Source organism: Aeromonas sp. 75A (assembly GCF_051919425.1).
Taxonomy (GTDB): Bacteria; Pseudomonadota; Gammaproteobacteria; order Enterobacterales; family Aeromonadaceae; genus Aeromonas; species Aeromonas veronii.
Genome location: NZ_JBQBES010000002.1, coordinates 2,180,054 through 2,197,610, shown reverse-complemented (window position 1 = coordinate 2,197,610; position 17,557 = coordinate 2,180,054). Strand labels below are relative to the sequence as shown.

At 60.9% G+C, this 17,557-nt stretch carries 13 protein-coding genes; 5 read left to right on the top strand and 8 right to left on the bottom strand.

What is annotated here, in order from left to right; all coding sequences use genetic code 11:
- Window positions 1–24 precede the first annotated feature (24 nt).
- Both ACTG2T_RS10080 and ACTG2T_RS10075 read right to left on the bottom strand, forming a co-directional pair.
- The gene (locus ACTG2T_RS10080) at window positions 25–558 is read right to left on the bottom strand and encodes a cobalamin adenosyltransferase (RefSeq protein ID WP_058059398.1); all 534 of its coding nucleotides are present in this window, start codon (window positions 556–558) and stop codon (window positions 25–27) included.
- An 89-nt stretch (window positions 559–647) separates the two neighbouring features.
- A complete protein-coding gene (locus tag ACTG2T_RS10075) occupies window positions 648–1,790 on the bottom strand; it encodes a DUF5610 domain-containing protein (protein ID WP_330125287.1) in 1,143 nt (380 codons plus the stop codon).
- A gap of 170 nt (window positions 1,791–1,960) precedes the next feature.
- Here ACTG2T_RS10075 and trmA point away from each other — a divergent pair, with 170 nt between their 5' ends.
- A complete protein-coding gene (gene trmA / locus ACTG2T_RS10070) occupies window positions 1,961–3,094 on the top strand; it encodes a tRNA (uridine(54)-C5)-methyltransferase TrmA (RefSeq protein ID WP_042081769.1) in 1,134 nt (377 codons plus the stop codon).
- 67 nt (window positions 3,095–3,161) lie between these two features.
- Here the strand turns inward: trmA and ACTG2T_RS10065 are convergent, their stop codons facing one another.
- From ACTG2T_RS10065 to ACTG2T_RS10040, 6 genes are all read right to left on the bottom strand, one after another.
- On the bottom strand, window positions 3,162–4,895 hold the full coding sequence (locus ACTG2T_RS10065) for a methyl-accepting chemotaxis protein (RefSeq protein WP_330125288.1): 1,734 nt from the start codon (window positions 4,893–4,895) through the stop codon (window positions 3,162–3,164).
- Between the two features lie 51 nt (window positions 4,896–4,946).
- The gene (gene mglC, locus ACTG2T_RS10060; RefSeq protein ID WP_005342585.1) at window positions 4,947–5,957 is read right to left on the bottom strand and encodes a galactose/methyl galactoside ABC transporter permease MglC; all 1,011 of its coding nucleotides are present in this window, start codon (window positions 5,955–5,957) and stop codon (window positions 4,947–4,949) included.
- A 16-nt stretch (window positions 5,958–5,973) separates the two neighbouring features.
- Window positions 5,974–7,494, bottom strand: a complete 1,521-nt coding sequence (gene mglA / locus ACTG2T_RS10055; RefSeq protein ID WP_330125289.1) for a galactose/methyl galactoside ABC transporter ATP-binding protein MglA — start codon at window positions 7,492–7,494, stop codon at window positions 5,974–5,976.
- A 53-nt stretch (window positions 7,495–7,547) separates the two neighbouring features.
- Window positions 7,548–8,534 carry a galactose/glucose ABC transporter substrate-binding protein MglB gene (mglB, locus tag ACTG2T_RS10050; RefSeq protein WP_005340747.1) on the bottom strand — a complete coding sequence of 329 codons (987 nt, stop codon included), beginning with the start codon at window positions 8,532–8,534 and terminating at the stop codon, window positions 7,548–7,550.
- 276 nt (window positions 8,535–8,810) lie between these two features.
- Window positions 8,811–11,870, bottom strand: a complete 3,060-nt coding sequence (locus ACTG2T_RS10045) for a beta-galactosidase (RefSeq protein WP_330125290.1) — start codon at window positions 11,868–11,870, stop codon at window positions 8,811–8,813.
- A gap of 189 nt (window positions 11,871–12,059) precedes the next feature.
- A complete protein-coding gene (locus ACTG2T_RS10040) occupies window positions 12,060–13,067 on the bottom strand; it encodes a substrate-binding domain-containing protein (RefSeq protein ID WP_330125291.1) in 1,008 nt (335 codons plus the stop codon).
- A gap of 202 nt (window positions 13,068–13,269) precedes the next feature.
- On the opposite strand from ACTG2T_RS10040, the gene galE reads away from it, so the two are divergent.
- From galE to galM, 4 genes are read left to right on the top strand one after another with little or no spacing between them, the layout of a single operon-like run.
- Window positions 13,270–14,283 (top strand): UDP-glucose 4-epimerase GalE, encoded by a 1,014-nt coding sequence (gene galE / locus ACTG2T_RS10035; protein ID WP_330125292.1) that lies wholly within the window; start codon window positions 13,270–13,272, stop codon window positions 14,281–14,283.
- 60 nt (window positions 14,284–14,343) lie between these two features.
- Entirely contained in the window at window positions 14,344–15,402 is a 1,059-nt protein-coding gene (locus ACTG2T_RS10030; RefSeq protein WP_330125318.1) for a UDP-glucose--hexose-1-phosphate uridylyltransferase, read from the top strand.
- Window positions 15,399–16,547: a galactokinase gene (gene galK, locus ACTG2T_RS10025; protein WP_330125293.1), complete on the top strand. Its 1,149-nt coding sequence runs from the start codon at window positions 15,399–15,401 to the stop codon at window positions 16,545–16,547. Before ACTG2T_RS10030 ends, galK begins: the two co-directional genes overlap by 4 nt.
- Entirely contained in the window at window positions 16,544–17,533 is a 990-nt protein-coding gene (gene galM, locus ACTG2T_RS10020; protein ID WP_330125294.1) for a galactose-1-epimerase, read from the top strand. The genes galK and galM overlap by 4 nt, the downstream gene beginning before the upstream one ends.
- The last annotated feature ends 24 nt before the right edge of the window (window positions 17,534–17,557 follow it).

Below are 17,557 nucleotides of genomic sequence, written 5' to 3'. Positions count from 1 at the left end.
CGTCTGGCCGCTAACCAGCCGCCATCAGTAATTGATGCTGACGTAGGGCACTTCCGGCACCTGCCAGCGCTGCTTGAGGTAGACGGTGAGCACGAAGAAGAAGTTGGCCAGCAGGTTGGCGAAGCGATAGAGAATGGGATCGAAGGCCACCTCGCTCTCTTCCAGCCTGACCAGTAGCCGCACCACCTTCTTGCTGCCGCAGCGGCACAGATGGAGGGTGGGAATGGGCTGTGGCCCCTGTGGCAGCACAAAACCGGTGACGCTGCCGCGACTCGCCTCGTTGTAGTGGTCGTAACGGGCCTTGAGCCACTCAAGATCTGCGTCGAAGATCCCCAGCTTGCCGCGCACCGAGCCGTTGAGGTTGTAGATAAGCCGCTGCAACGCCGCGAGATCCGCCAGCATGGGCTCGGTATCGGCATCCGGCGCAAGGTGTGACAGCACGGCCCCGACCTGACAGCAGAGCTCGTCGGTGGCGATTTCAAAATCACATTTGAACGAGGTTTCGAAGATAAAGGGGTAGCAGAGCTCGCGCTTGTCTCTTGGCTTCTTGGGGTTCATGGGGCAACCGGATTGGAGAAAAGGCCAGTTTGCCAGCCCCGGGAAGGGCTGGCAAACGGCAGGTCATTACTTGCGTTACACGCTGTGGCTCAGGCGTTCTTACTGGCGGGCTCGGTGGAGGGCTGGAACTGGTTGATCATCCGCAGCGCCTCCAGCATCCGCTGGTTGAAGCTGGTGAAGCGATCGACCTGCGCCGGTTCCTCTTCTCCTCTCGCGGCCAGCACGGCCGGGGTCAACGCCTGTTGTTGGGCTGGGGGCAGCAGGCTATCCGCCTGTTTCTGCACCTGATCCAGCTTCGGCAGGTAGTCGGCAAACGGCTTGATCAGATCCTGCAGGGAGTGCGCCCCCTGATAGGTCTGGCTCAGCTTGACGCTCTGCTTGAGCTTGAGGGAGTAGGAGGCCAGCTGGCTGTCATCCAGTTTCAGCTCGCCCGCCTTGTCCAGCAGATCCTCGAAGTTGCCGGAGAAGAAGTTCCCCGCCAGCTCGTCGATCCCCTTGACCAGCTTGCCGATGGACTCCATCTCGTCACTGTTGAGATCCCCCTCCAGCGAGAAGCTGAAGCTCTGGCTCGATTTGAGGCTGAACTGGCTGCCGCTCTCGCTGCTCTGGGACTTGGTCTGCCAGCTGTCGTTGAAGCGCAGCACCACCTTGTCGCCATCCTTGGTCTGGATCTCCAGATACCCCTGCTGGCGACTGGCCATCTCGGCCTGTCCCATGTCGGTCGGGGAGACCTTGCCGAAGAACTCCTTCTCGAACTCCTCGAGCCCTTTCTGGATCAGCTTGTAGCTCTGATCGATACCGGTTTTGATATCGTCGTTGTCGGTCGCCCACTTGCCGAGCTGTTTCTTCGCCTCGTCAAAGCCCTTGTCGACCCCCTTGCGGGCCTGCTCCACCATCCCGGTCAGGTCGTCGTCGGATTTGCCATCGGCCCGCGCGGCACCGAGCCGCCCGGTCACGAACTGCAGCACGTTGTCCGCCACCGACTGGAAGTCGAACAGGGTCTCCGGGGTGATCTCCTCGGGCTCTTTCACCTTCGGCGCCTGATAGCCCTGGCCGTTGATCTCCAGCGAGAACTGCAACGCCTGCTGGATCAGCACCTGCGCCCACTTGGGCGGCTTGTGCAAGGAGACCTCCTCCTCGCTCTTGACCTGTTTCTGCTCCGCCTGTTGGGGCGATTTGGGAGAAACCCCCACTCCCTTGGGTTGGGCTGCGCCCACGCCTTCGATCTGCATAATGTGTCCTCCCACCATGCCTGTAGATCAGCTATCGGCCTGACTGAACACTTCTTGACCACAAAATGCTGGACAATCTGCGGCTGGCTTTTAAAATCGGGCCCCTTTGGGTGGCCTGTTGCCTTCCCCCGATTTCGACCCGGCCCGGCCGGTGTGCATGTGAGGTATTTATGACCCAGTCCCAACAGCCTTCCGCGAACGCTCCGGCGCCTAGAACCGCGGCCGACTATCAGGCCCAGCTCGACGAAAAGCGCGCTCGCCTCACCGAGCTGTTTGCCGGCTTCACCCTCCCGGCGCTGGAGGTGCACAGCTCGCCGGCGGAGTACTACCGGATGCGCGCCGAATTTCGCATCTGGCACGAAGGGGATGACCTCTTCCACTGCATGTATGCCCCGGCGACCAAAGAGATCATCAAGATAGACCACTTCCCTACCGCCAGCCGCCTCATCAACCAGTTGATGCCACTGCTGCTGGAGGGGCTGCGCCCACACCCGGTGCTGCGCCGCAAGCTGTTCCAGATTGACTACCTCTCCACCCAGTCCGGCCAGATCATTGTCAGCCTGCTCTATCACCGCAAGCTGGAGGCCGAATGGCAACAAGCCGCCGAAGTGCTGCAGGCCGATCTGCGCGCCAAGGGGTTCGAGCTGCAATTGATTGGCCGCGCCCACAAGCAGAAGATCTGTCTGGGGGATGACTTCGTCATCGAACAGCTCAACGTGGCGGGTCGCCAGCTCATCTACAAGCAGGTGGAGAACAGCTTCACCCAGCCCAACGCCGCCATCAACGAGCAGATGCTGGCCTGGGCGCTGGATGTGACCAAGGGGAGCGAAGGGGACCTGCTGGAGCTCTATTGCGGCAACGGCAACTTCTCCATCGCGCTGGCGCAGAACTTCCGCAAGGTGCTGGCCACCGAAATCGCCAAGCCGAGCGTCGACTCCGCCCAGTTCAACATCGCCGCCAACGGCGTCGACAACCTGATCATCCTGCGCATGTCAGCCGAGGAGTTCACCATGGCGATGCGTGGCGAGCGGGAGTTCAACCGCCTCAAGGGGGTCGATCTCAAGAGCTACCAGTGCAACACCATCTTCGTCGACCCGCCCCGCGCCGGTCTCGATGATGCCACCGTCAAGCTGGTGCAGGAGTACGACAACATCCTCTATATCTCCTGCAACCCCGAGACTCTGCAGGCCAACATGGCGGTACTGGGCGAGACCCACGAGATCGCCCGTTTCGCCCTGTTCGACCAGTTCCCCTGGACCCATCACATGGAAGCCGGGGTCTATCTGCGCCGTAAGGCCGGTTGATTCAGGCAGACAGGAAAACAACAACAGGGCCGGATGGCCCTGTTTTGTTATTGACTGAACACCAGCCTCACTCCAGCCGGAAGTGGCCCACGATCTCCCGCAGCCGGTCGTAGGTCTGTTGCATCGCCGCGGAGCTGGCGACCGTCGCTTCCCCGTTGTGGGTCAGCTGGCGGATCACTTCGGCGATGGCACTCATGTTGCGGTTGATCTCTTCGGCCACCGCACTCTGCTGCTCCGCCGCCGTGGCGATATGGCTGATGAGATCGTTGATCTCCACCACTTCCCCTGCCATCAGATCCAGCGACTCGTTGACCCTGGTAGTGTTCTCGGCCGCCCCCTGACAGCTCTGCTTGGTGTTGCCCATGGCATCCACCACAGTTCGGGTGCCCCGCTGCAGACTGGCCAGCATGGTCTGGATCTCCGCTGTGCTCTGCTGGGTACGGGCCGCGAGGGAACGCACCTCGTCTGCCACCACCGCAAAGCCACGACCCTGTTCACCAGCGCGGGCCGCCTCGATGGCGGCATTGAGGGCCAGCAGGTTGGTCTGCTCGGCAATGCTGCCGATCACCCCGAGCACTGAGCCAATCTGCTGCACATCCTGCTGCATCGCCTCGATGGAGCGGGCAGTGGCTTCCACTTCGTCCACCAGCGCCATCACGCTGGCCATGGCCTGATCCACCACCTGACGGGACTGGCTCGCCAGCTGCTGGCTCTGACCGGTGAGCTGGGCGGTGCTGGCCGCACTCTCGGAGACGGAGATCGCGGTGCGGCTCATCTCGTTGATGGCGGTCACCACCTGCTCGGTCTCGCGTACATGGTCCGCCAGAAGAGACTGGGCGGCGCCGGTCTGGCTGGCCAGCCCCTCGATACCGCTGTTGAGCTGGCCGCTCGCCTGCCGCACCTCCCCCATCATCTCCTGCAACCGCTCGATAAAGCGGTTGATACCGGCCGAGATCTGGCCAAGGTCATCCTTGCTGGTCACCGCCAGTCGGCGGGTGAGATCGCCGCTGCCGCGAGAGAGCTCCAGCACCAGATCCCGCAACGAGAGGATGGGGCGATAGGCCACATTGAGCGCCAGCATCGCCAGCACCATCACCACGATCGCCACGCCGCACAGCGCCATGATGATCTGGCCGTTGAGAGCCCGGGTCATGGCCCGGATGTAGTCAAGATCGATGTAGCCGGTCAGCGTCCAGCTGCTGCCGCGAATATCCAGCTGGTTGGGGCGCGCTTCGCTCTCCCCCTGCGGCTTGCTGTTATAGAGGCTGTTGCCCTGACTGTCGGCCAGCGTGAAGTAGCGGCCATCGCCACTCATCTTCTCAAGCAGGCTTTTGAACTCGCTCATGTCGAGGTAGTAGAGATAGGCGGAATCGGCACCGCGCGGCACCAGAATGGTGATGACCGGCTTGCCATCCACCTGTTGCAGCGGGCTGACGGTGATCTGGTTGTTGGCGGCGGGGATCAGCTTGCGCAGGGCATCGACTTTGGCACTGTCATTGATGACCCCGTTCACATCGAAGGCCATGTCGCCGATCACCTTGACGATGTTGTGAAAGCCGGTCTCTTGCAGGGTCTTCTTGACGTTGGTCACCCCGAAGTTGAGGTTGGCGGCCAACAGGATTTTCTGATTGATGTCGCTGGCCAGCTTCTCTTTGACCAGAGTGATCTGCTCGTTGATGTTGTGGGTGGCCTGAGTGCGAATATAGCCACTGATGAAGTGGTTGACGCTGAGCCCGGCAGTGCCGATGGTGACCAGAATGGCCAGTAGCAGCAAGAGGTAAATCTTGACCTTGAATGGCATGGGTTCCCTCCAGAAGAGAGGGCTGACAACGCCAACCCTCCCTGCCAATCGTTATTTCTTCTTGGCGTACTTCATGGAGTCCAGGGCCACCGCCAGAATGATGATGCCGCCCTTGATGATGAACTGCCAGTAAGGGCTGACCCCGATATAGGTCAAACCGTAGTTGATCAGGGTGAAGATAAGTACGCCGGTAATCACACCCGCGACCGTTCCCACCCCGCCAGCAAACGACACGCCGCCCACCACGCACGCCGCGATGGCATCCAGCTCGTACATGAAGCCGAGGTTGTTGGTGGCGCTACCGATACGGCCCGCTTCCAGCATGCCGCCGAAAGCGTAGAAGACCCCCGCCAGTGCATAGATCATCACCAGATTGACCGCCACGTTGACGCCGGAGACCTTGGCCGCCTCCGGGTTACCGCCGATGGCAAAGATGTTTTTGCCAAAGCGGGTCTTGTTCCACAGTACCCAGACAAAGACGCTGGCGATGGCTGCATAGAAGGTGAGATAGGAGAGCTTGAATCCTCCTATCCGGATAAACCCTTGGGCGAAGCTGGAAAAGCGGGGATCAAACCCGGCCACCGGCGACGCCCCTACCGAGTCAAAGTAGAGGGAGTTGATACCGTAGACGATGATCATGGTGCCCAGGGTGGTAATGAACGGGGTAACGTTCAGGTAGGCCACAATGAGACCGTTGACCAGACCAATCAGCGCCCCCACCACACACACCAGCAGGATCACCGCCGGAATGGGCACCTCTCCCAGCGTCGGGAACACCTTGTTGACGTTGGTCAGCGCCTGCAACATGGTTGCCGCGATGAGTGCCGCCAGACCAACCTGACGACCGGCCGAGAGATCCGTCCCCTGAGTGATAATGATGCCCGCCACCCCCAGTGCGATGATGACCCGCACCGAGGACTGGGTCAGGATGTTGCTGAAGTTGGTGAGGCTCAGGAAGGAGGGCTCCTGGATCACGATGACCATGAGCAGCACCAGCAGCACCAGATAGATGGCGTTTTCCTTGAGCGCCTGCATCAGATTGAAATTTTTAGCCGACTCCATAAATGTCTTCCTGTCTCTAGAGGTACAGAGATGCCAGGCGCAGTATCTCGCTCTGGTCAGTTTCTTTGGTATTGACGATCCCGGCGACCCTGCCATTGCTCATCACCATGATCCGGTCGGTAATCCCCAGCAATTCCGGCATCTCTGACGAGATGATGATGATCCCTTTGTCCTTCTTCGCCAGCTCCAGGATGAGCTGGTAGATCTCGAACTTGGCCCCGACGTCGATGCCGCGGGTGGGCTCGTCGAGCATCAGGATCTCCGGCTGGGTCAGCAGCCAGCGACCGATGATCACCTTCTGCTGGTTACCCCCGGAGAGGGAACCGATCTGGGTCTGCTGGGTCGGCGTCTTGACCCGCATGGAGTCGATCACCCACTGGGTATCGCTCTTCATCTTGTTGTCGCTGAGCAGCCCCATGGAGCCCTTGTAGCTGTCCATGTTGGCGATCAGGGAGTTGAAGGCGATATCGAGCCGGGAGTAGATACCGGTGGATCGGCGCTCTTCCGTCACCAGCGCAAAGCCGTTGCGGATCGCTTCGTGGGCGTTGTGGTTGGCCACCTCTTTGCCGTGCAGCTTGATGCTGCCCTGACTGCGATCACGAATACCGAACAGGGTCTCGACGATGTCGGTGCGCTTGGCCCCCACCAGTCCGGCGATGCCGAGGATCTCCCCCTTGTGCAGGTTGAAGGTCACATCCTGAATGGAGGGCTGGTTCTTCGCCGTCAGATGTTCGATCTCGAGGATCACCTCTTTCGGCAGGTTGGTTTTTTCAGGGAAGCGCTGGGTCAGTTCACGGCCGACCATCATGCCGATGATCTGATCCATGGTCATGCCCTTGAGCGGCTGGGTTGCCACCCACTGGCCATCCCGCAATATGGTGATCTCGTCACAGAGCTGGAAGATCTCCTCCATCTTGTGAGAGATGTAGACGATGCCGCACCCCTTCTCCTTCAACTTGTTGATGATCTTGAAGAGGTGGTTCACCTCTTTCTCGGTCAGCGAGGAGGTGGGTTCGTCCATGATGACGATCTTGGCATCGTAGGAGAACGCCTTGGCGATCTCGATCATCTGCATCTGGGAGACCGACAGGGTCGCGACCTTGACCCTGGGGTCGATGTCGATATCGAGTTCATCGAAAATACGCTTGGTGTCGTCATACATCTTGCCGTGGTCGATGAACCACCCCTTGGTCGGGTAGCGGCCGAGCCACATGTTGTCCATCACAGTACGCTGCAACACCAGGTTGAGCTCCTGATGCACCATGGAGACGCCATTTTCCAGCGCCTCTTTCGAGGAGGTGAAGTTGATCTCCTGCCCCTTGAAGAAGATCTTGCCCTGATCCTTCTCGTAAATGCCGAACAGGCACTTGAGCAGTGTGGATTTTCCCGCTCCGTTCTCGCCCATCAACGCATGCACAGAATGAGGACGGACCCGTAAATTGACATTATCGAGTGCCTTGACGCCGGGAAAGCTCTTACTGACGTCAATCATCTCCAACAGCCATTCTGATTGTTGCTGTGTTGTCATATCAGCCATCACATCTGGTTGAAAAAAGGGCAAGGGGATCTCCCTTGCCCTGGAGGAGGGAATTACTCGAATTGGGACAGGTTGTCTTTATCCACACCGACGTAGGCAACACGTACTACCTTGTCGACGATATTCCACTTGGTGCCTTCACCGGCCGGTTTGCCTTCAGCCAGGTTCTTGGTCAGCTCGAAGGTGGCTTTGGCCTGGTTGGCCGCATCGTTCAGCACGGTACCCGCCATGGCGCCGCTCTTGACCATGGCCAGCGCTTCCGGCAGCGCATCGACGCCGAATACCGGAATGGCAGTCTTGCCCTGGGCTTTCAGTGACTCGACCGCACCCATTGCCATGCCGTCGTTGTTGGCGATGACCACTTCGATCTTGTTGGCGTTGGGGCCGGAGATCCAAGCATCCATCTTGTCTTTCGCCATGGCGGTATCCCACATACCGGTATCCATGTGCAGTTGTTCAGTCTTGACGCCACCATCGTTCAGGGTCTTGACCACGTAGGAGGTGCGCGCTTCGGCATCCGGGTGGCCCGGCTCCCCTTTCAGCAGCACGAACTGGATCACGCCATCCTTGTTCAGATCCCACTCCGGATGGGCTTTCCAGTGTTTGGCAATCAGTTGACCCTGGATGATCCCTGACTCCTTGGAGTCAGTGCCCACGTAGTAGGCCTTGTCGTAGCTGGCCAGATCAGTAGCGCTCGGCTCCTTGTTGTAGAAGACTACCGGGATATCTTCGCCACGGGCTTTCTCAATCACCACCGGGGCCGCAGCCGGGTCTACCAGGTTGATGGCCAGCGCCTTCACCCCTTTGGCCAGCAGCACATCGATCTGGTCGTTCTGCTTGGACTGGTCGTTCTGGGAGTCGTTCATCAGCAGTTCCACCCCCGGAGTGGCTGCCGCCTCCTTCTCGATGGCCTTGCGCACGACCGCCATGAAGTTGTCATCGTATTTGTAGACGGTTACCCCGATACGAGTGTCAGCCTGGGCATTGGCTCCAGCCATCATGCCCATCAGCAGGGCGGCAACTGTGGTCAGTTTTTTCATTATGTGTGCTCCGATGTGTCTATCTGTGTTGTAGGGTGGCGAGCAATTGAGCAAGCGCCAATCAATGTAATCAGTTTGTTGTCATTTCTTCTGTGATCATGACGACAAAATGAAAACGTTTACACTCTGTTACATTGAAACTTTATATTTATTTTTCAAATACATATAAATAAAAATCAGATTTGAGACTCAATCTTTCCCACAGCATTGAGGCTAGTCGTTACTGGTCTGTTGTCAAAATGGCGCACTGGCTCGACAGTCGCTTCAATAGCTGGATTAGCGGAGAGTGCAGCCCCAACGGTAACGACGCTCGAGCAGTTGATACTCGGGACGCACGCTCTGGCTCCAGGAGTCATCACCGCCCACCCCCATATGGGCGCCATCGAGGCAGACCCACAGCCCCTCTTCGGCCACCAGATCGCTCTGGTGACGAGCAACGGCCAGCTGTTGCTGACTGAAGCGGCTGGCACTGAAATGGAAGGTGCCGCTCACCGTCGTGCTGCCCAGCTGCAGCTGACGGGTATCGCAGCGCAAGCCGTTGTCACTCGGGAAAATGTAAGGGGTGTGCATGGCCTCCAGCGGCAGGCTCCAGCGCCCCAGATCAGCGCCCAGCAGACGATCTGGATAGTTCTCGTGAGGGCCGCGTCCCAACCATTCGGCTCGCGCCGGTACCTCGGCCAGATGAAGCAGCAGGCCGATCCGCGGCAGCGACGGCAGCGCTTGCGCCAGCTCGGTCTCTATCTCCAGGCTCATGGCGCCATCGTCGGTAAAGCGATGATGCCAGTGACTCACCAGCAGCAGCTCATCGTGATGGAAGTAGCCATGGCTGACCCGGATATCCCCTCCAGCGACCGCAATCCCCAGACAGCGGTGCTGCCACTGACCGAGACCACAGCCCTGCCAGCGGGCAATCCAGGAGTTGGGGTCGGCGTGATCCGCTTCGCTGGTGCCAATGTCGTTGTCGAGCGGCGCTCGGTAGAAATGATCCATGATCGGCGCCAGCAACTGCTCCTGCCCCGATTTTTGCCAACTGGTGATACGGCCGCTCTGCTTGTCGAGCCACCACTGGCTGTTTGCGGCGGTGATCCGCCAGCCATCCGGCTGCTCGCTCAGGGTAGCGGCAGCGACCGGCGCTGGCAGGGCAAGGGGAGTCGGCAGGGTGAACTGCTGACGGGCGACCTTTTGATCCATCTGCGACCAGAGAGTGGCCTGTGGCTGAACGATGGCCAGATCGAGCCAGGCCAGTGAGCCTGCCGCAAAGGCGGGCAGCGTCCCGCTCAGGGTCAACTCGACCGCCCCTTGCGGCGCCAGCGTGAGGGAAACCTCCCCCTGCAGCTGCACATGGCCGTTCTCGCACAACTGCCAGCAAAGCTGCTCGTTGTCGGTTTCCCGAAACAGGTATTCACTCTCGATCCGCACCCGCAGCGGGGTGTGCTCAAGCAGAGTGAAGCGGAACGGCTGCTGGGCGCGCTTTGCCTCGAACAGCGTGGGATGGGGAGTGCGATCCGGGAACAGCAGGCCGTTGCAGCAGAACTGGCGATCGTTTTGCAGGTCACCGAAGTCACCGCCATAGCCCCAGTAGTGACGGCCATCGGCGGTGTATTTGTCGAGCCCCTGATCGACCCAATCCCAGACAAACCCGCCTTGCAGGCGTGGATGATCGCGAAACGCCTGCCAATAGTGGCCGTAGCCCCCGAGACTGTTCCCCATGGCGTGGGCATATTCGCAGAGGATCAGCGGCCGGTGCTCGTCGGGCAGACCGATCCACTTGGCCAGCGCCCACTTGGGCACCGCCGGGAAGGGTTGATCCTGATGGGTTCTGGCATACATGGGGCAGATGATGTCGGTAGCCGGGGTATCGGCCCCGCCACCCTCGTACTGCACCGGACGACTCGGGTCGCTGCGCTTGATCCAGCCATACATGGCATCGTGGGCCGGGCCGTAACCCGACTCGTTGCCCAGCGACCAGATGATGATGGAGGGGTGGTTGAAATCCCGCGCCACCATGCGGGTCGCCCGCTCCAGAAAGGCGTTGCTCCAGGCGGGATCCCGCGCCAGCCGCCCCATGGGGGTCATGCCGTGGGTCTCCAGATTCGCCTCGTCCACCACATAGAGACCGAGCCGATCGCAGAGGCGATAGAAGTCGGGATGGTTGGGATAGTGGGAGCAACGCACCGCATTGAAGTTGTGCCGCTTCATCAGCAGCAGATCCCGCTCCATGGTGGCGCGATCGATGGCATAACCCTTGGCGGGATGGTGTTCATGACGGTTGGCACCGCGAACAAGCAGCGGCTGCCCGTTGACCCGCAGCAGGCTGCCACAGATCTCCACCACCCTAAAGCCCACATCGCACGCCTCGCTCTCGATGGCCTGACCCTGCTCGTCCAGCAAGGTCAGGGTCAGACGATAGAGATGGGGCGTCTCGGCGCTCCACTTGCGCGGCGCAGCCACATCGATCCACAGCTCGGCACGATCGTCATACGCCCCTTTCTCATCAATGGCTTGGGTGCCGATCGGCTGGCGCAGGATCGCGACCCGCTCGCCACCGTCATAGAGATTGGCCTCAACCGACAGACCGGCCGCATTGGCCACCTGCAGGGCAATCTTGAGACGGCCATCCCGATAGCAGGCATCCAGCTCGGGGGTCACCCGCATATCCATCAGATGGCGGATCGGTTTGTGCAGCAGGCTGACGGAGCGGAAAATCCCCGACAGCCACCACATATCCTGATCTTCCAGATAGGAGCCATCAGACCAGCGCAGCACCAGCACCGCCAGCCGGTTGCGACCGCTCTGCAGATAAGGAGTCAGATCGAATTCGGCGGGCAGGCGGCTGTCCTGGGAGTAACCTACCCAGCGGCCGTTGCAGAAGAGGTGGAAGGCGCTGCTCACCCCGTCGAAGATGATCCGGCTCTGTCCACTTGCCAGCCAGTCGGCGGGCAGTTCGAACTCGCGGGAGTAGCAGCCGGTAGGATTCTCTGCCGGCACCCGGGGCGGATCGCAAGGAAAGGGGTACTTGATATTGGTGTAGATGGGGCCATCGGTGAGCGGCCGCGCAGCTGGATAGGCGGCATCCAGCTGCCAGTTGCCCGGCACTGTAATGGGGCAAGCATCCACCAGATCCTGTTCCAGCCAGCTCTCGGGCACACGCTCGGGGGCGGCAAAGAAGGAGAAGCGCCACTCGCCATCCAGTGAACGGCGGGAGGGGGAGAGGAGATCGTCTCTGGCATCCGCTTCGCTGCGCCAGCTGAACATGGGGGTATGGGCAGCCAAGCGGTTTACCGACGTAATCGCTTGGGTCTGCCAATCCTGACGCGCCACTATCTCCCTGAGCATTCACTCTCTCCCTGCTGATTGGAAAACGTATTCAGTCTAGAGAAGTATGACGCAGGGAACGGCGATCTCGCTCACACAGATGTAAACGATTACACTGATTTTGTTAAGTAAAGCGGAGTAAAAATGATTAAAAATAGGTAAAACAATAACCGTGCAAGAAACGGCCCCGAACAGGGCCGCAAAAGGGGACTATCCGGCCCGAACCGGTGCCACCGAGTGGCGATTGATCAGGGTGGGGGTGTAGATCCGGCTCTGAGTCGCTTCACTCTCCCCCGCCGCCAGCTGAATGGCCAGCTTGGCCGCCTGGGCCGCCATCAGCTCGATGGGATAGCGCATGGTGGAGAGCTTGGGTCTCAGGTATCTGGCATAGATGATGTCATCGAAGCCCACCACCGAGACCTCCTCCGGCACCCGCAGGCCGTTATCCGCCAGCACCGAGATGGCACCGGCCGCCATGGCATCGTTATAAGCCACCACTGCGGTCACCTTGAGCCCCTTGGCCAGCAGGTTGAGCATGGCGCGCTCCCCCCCCTCCTCGTTCGGCGTACCGCTCTCGATAAGCTCGGGATCGGCGGCCAGACCCGCCTCCATCAGCCCATCCTGATAGCCCTGCAGGCGCAAGGTGGCATCCTCGATGGCGTGATCAGAGCTGATAAAGGCGATATGGCGGTGACCCAGCTCGATCAAGTGGCGAGTCGCCGTAGCCGCCCCCAGTCGGTTATTGAGGGCGATACAGCGCCCCTTGAGGGCAGCAATATCGCGGTTGATCAGCACCATGCCGGGCACCCGCATGGCGTAATCGCAGAGCTCTTCGTCGCTCAGCGCCTTGCTGTGCACCACCAGCGCCTCGCAGCGCTTGCCGATCAGCAGCTCGATCGCTTCGCGCTCCTGCCGCGCCTTGTGAAAACCGTTACCCATCAGCAGGTGGAGGTTCTGCTCGACGGCTACGCCCGAGACCCCCTTCACCAGGGCACCGAAGAAGGGATCGGCCACGTCACCCACCACCACCCCCATGGTGTCACAGGTCTGGCTGACCAGTGCCCGCGCGTTGGCGTTGGGGGTGTAGCCCAGTTCGGCCATGGCTTTCTGCACCACTTCGCGAGACGCAGCGCTGGCCTTGGGGGAGTTGTTCATCACCCGTGAAACCGTTGCCACCGACACATTGGCCAAACGGGCGACATCCTTGATGGTGCTCATGCTGTTTTCACTTATTTCACTGTGCAATAGAGCACCATTATACCCAGCAAACCCATTGAAAACAGGGGTGAAATAAATATCTGCCGTCAGGATGATCACAAAAACAGTGTAATCGTTTACACTGTTTTGCAAGCGAGCTCACAGTTTGGCCACCACACCCTCGGCTAGACTCCTTCCAGACACTTTTTCAGTGGAGAGCAAGATGAACGTTCTGGTCACCGGCGGTTGCGGATATATCGGCAGCCATACCTGTCTGGCCTTGCAAGCGGCAGGCATGAATCCCGTGGTAGTCGACAACCTCGGCAACAGCAAGCGCAGCGTGCTGGCGCGAATCGCCGCCATCAGCGGCCAGCAACCCGTGTTCTATCAAGGGGATATTCGCGATGCGGCCCTGCTTGACCAGATCTTTGCCGAGCAGCAGATCGACGCAGTGATCCACTTTGCCGCCCTGAAAGCGGTCGGTGAATCGACCCGCATTCCGCTGGATTACTACGAGAACAACCTCGGCGGCACCCTCACCCTGCTGCAGGCGATGAAGCGGGCCGGGGTGCACAATCTGGTGTTCAGCTCCTCGGCCACCGTCTACGGCGATCCCGCCAGCCTGCCAATCCGCGAGGATTTCCCTCGCAGCGCCACCAACCCCTACGGACGATCCAAGCTGATCATCGAGGAGATCCTCGAAGATCTGCAGCTGGCCGAGCCCCACTGGAGCATGACCCTGCTGCGCTACTTCAATCCGGTCGGCGCCCACGAATCGGGCACCATGGGGGAAGACCCGCAGGGCATCCCCAACAACCTGATGCCTTATATCACTCAGGTGGCCATCGGCCGTCGCGACTGCCTGTCTGTCTTTGGAAACGATTACCCAACTGTGGATGGCACTGGCGTACGTGACTACATCCACGTGATGGATCTCGCCGAGGGGCACGTCAAGGCACTGCAACACTGCGCCGGCAAGGGTAGCGTGCACACCTACAACCTGGGCACCGGCCAGGGCCAGAGCGTGTTGCAGCTGGTCGCCGCTTTCTCCAATGCCTGCGGCAAGCCGCTGCCGTTTCGCATCGAACCGCGCCGCCCGGGCGACATCGCCGCCTGCTGGGCCGATCCGGCCAAGGCGCAGCGTGAACTGGGCTGGCAGGCGACCCGCAACATCGACGCCATGTGCGCCGACAGCTGGCGCTGGCAATCCGCCAATCCGAACGGTTACGAGGAGTAGGCCTGCCTGCTCCCTGTTAATAGACGACCCTATTTTTCAATACCTTATTCAGGAGAGATGATGTTCAACCCCGTCGATCATCCCCATCGCCGCTTCAACCCGCTGACCGGCCAGTATGTGCTGGTCTCGCCCCACCGGGCCAAACGCCCCTGGCAGGGACAGGTGGAGAAGGTGAGTCAGGCCCCCAAACAGGCTCACGATCCCGACTGCTTCCTCTGCGCGGGCAACACCCGGGTCACCGGTGACATCAACCCCGACTACAAGGGCACCTTCGTTTTTACCAACGACTTCGCCGCCCTGATGCAGGATACCCCGGCCGCCGATAGCGCCAGCGATCCCCTGCTCAAGCTGGAAGCCGCCCGCGGCACCAGCCGGGTCATCTGCTTCTCGCCGGATCACGGCAAGACCCTGCCCGAGCTGCCACTGCCCGCCATCGAAGGGGTGATCACCACCTGGATGGATCAGGTCGCCGAGCTGTCAGCCCAGTGGGAATGGGTGCAGGTGTTTGAAAACAAAGGGGCCGTCATGGGCTGCTCCAACCCGCACCCCCACGGCCAGATCTGGGGCAGCAACTTCCTGCCCAACGAGATCGCCCGCGAAGAGCAGCACCAGCGCGGCTGGCTGGCCGAGCATGGCCGCCCCATGCTGCTGGAGTATGTGGAGCGGGAGCTGGCGGATCGCTCTCGCATCGTGGTAGAGACCGAGCACTGGCTTGCCGTCGTCCCCTTCTGGGCCGCCTGGCCGTTCGAAACCCTGTTGCTGCCCAAGGCGCACGTTCCCTCCATGCTCAATATGACCCAGGCCCAGCAACAGGATCTGGCAGTGGCGCTCAAGGAGCTCACCAGCCGCTACGACAACCTGTTCGAGTGCAGCTTCCCCTACTCCATGGGCTGGCACTTTGCACCGCCCAAGTCGGAGTGCCCCGAGGCGTGGCAACTGCATGCCCACTTCTATCCGCCGCTGCTGCGCTCCGCCACCGTGCGCAAATTCATGGTCGGCTTCGAGATGCTGGCCGAAACCCAGCGCGACCTGACTCCGGAGCAGGCCGCCGAGCGGCTGCGCGCGCTGAGCCCCATTCACTACAACCAGACCAATCAAACCAATGAGGAGGCCCTATGACCCCGAGCCAACGCGTCAGCACCGTTTTTGCCGAGCAATTTGCCAAAGCGCCCGATCTGCTGGTGCGCGCCCCCGGCCGCGTCAACCTCATCGGTGAACATACCGACTACAACGACGGCTTCGTGCTGCCCTGCGCCATCGACTACGAGACCTGCGTCGCCATCGGTCTGCGCGATGACCGGCAAGTACAGGTGATCGCCGCCGACTACGACAACCAGCGCGACCAGTTCGACCTAGACCAGCCTATCGAGCACCACCCCAGCCAGCGCTGGAGCGACTACATCCGTGGCGTGGTGAAGTATCTGCAGGAGCGCGGCTATGCCCTGCGCGGCCTCGATCTGGTGGTCTCCGGCAACGTGCCGCAGGGGGCGGGACTCTCCTCCTCCGCCTCGCTGGAAGTGGCCATCGGCCAGGCCTTCAAAGAGGCGCTGGGGCTCGATATCAGCCAGGCGGAGATCGCCCTCAACGGTCAGCAGGCGGAGAACCAGTTCGTCGGCTGCAACTGCGGTATCATGGATCAGATGATCTCCGCCAGCGGCAAAACCGATCATGCCCTGCTGCTCGACTGCCGCTCGCTGGAGACTCGCCTCATCCCCATGCCTGCGGATCTGGCGGTGCTGATCGTCAACTCCAATGTGCGTCGCGGTCTGGTGGACAGCGAATACAACACCCGCCGCCAGCAGTGCGAAGCGGCCGCCCGTCACTACGGAGTCAAGGCGCTGCGCGACCTCGATCTGGCCGGACTGGAAGCGGGCAAGGCCGGGCTGGATGATGCTTGCTATCGTCGTGCCCGCCACATCGTCGGTGAAAACGCCCGCACCCTGGCGGCGGCCGATGCACTGGCGAGCCACGATCTGACCCGTCTCGGCGAACTGATGGCGCAGTCGCACGCCGCCATGCGCGATGATTTCGAGATCACAGTGCCCGCCATCGACGGTCTGGTGGAGATCATCAAGGCCAGGATCGGTACCGATGGCGGCGTGCGGATGACCGGCGGCGGCTTCGGCGGCTGCGTGGTCGCCCTGCTGCGCCCGGAGAAGGTGGCCGAGGTGATCGCTGCCGTCGAGGCAGAGTATCCGGCCATCTCGGGCCTCAAGGCCGACTGCTACGTCTGCCGCGCCAGCGCCGGTGCAGGCAAGCTATGAGCAGCGCCATGACCCCGTTCGAGCTGGAAAATGAAGAGGGGCTGTGGCTGCGCGGCCTCGACTTCGGCGCCACCCTCACCTCCCTAACCCTGCCGGTGGCGGGTAAACGGCGTGAAGTGCTGCTGGGCTGTGCCGACGACGCCTATCCCACCCAGCAGGTGTGGCTGGGTGCGGTGGCAGGACGCTTTGCCAACCGCATCGGCGGTGCTGAGCTGGTGCGTGATGGACAGCACTGGCCGCTGAATGCCAATCAGGCACCCAACTGTCTGCACGGCGGGCAGGCTGGCTTTCATCGCCAGCGCTGGCAAATCAGGGAGCTGGAGGCGGATCGGGTCAAGCTGGCGTTGCTCTCCCGGGCGGGGGATCAGGGCTTTCCCGGCAATCTGCGGGTCACCCTGGAGTACCGGCTGGAGCAGAGCGATCTGGTGGTGGATTTCATCGCCAGCACGGATGCCGCTACGCCGATCAGCCTCACCAGCCACGCCTACTTCAATCTCGATGGGCAAACCGATGGCGAAGATGTCCGTGACCACCTCATCAGCATCAATGCCGACCACTTCCTGCCGACCGACCCGAGCGGTTTGCCGATCGCCATCACCCCGGTGGAGGGGCCGTTCGATCTGCGCCGCGAGCGTCTTGTCGGACAGGATTGGCTGAGCCATTCCCAGCAGCAACAGGCCAAGGGGTACGATCATGCCTTTGTGCTCAATGGACCGGAGCAGAAGTGGGCAGCTCGCGTGGTATCAGGGGACAGGCAGCTGGCGATGGAGGTCTATACCAACCAACCCTCGCTGCAGTTTTACAGCGGCAACTGGCTGGCCAATACCCCGAACCGCAGCGGCCTGTCGCACCGGGATCACGACGGCTTCTGTCTTGAGGCGCAACAGCTACCGGACAGCCCCAATCGCCCCGAGCTGGGCAACCCCTGGCTGCTGCCGGGCGAGCGTTATCACCACCAGACCCGCTACCGCTTTATCCGCGACTAACTTAAAGAATTCATGATTTTTACA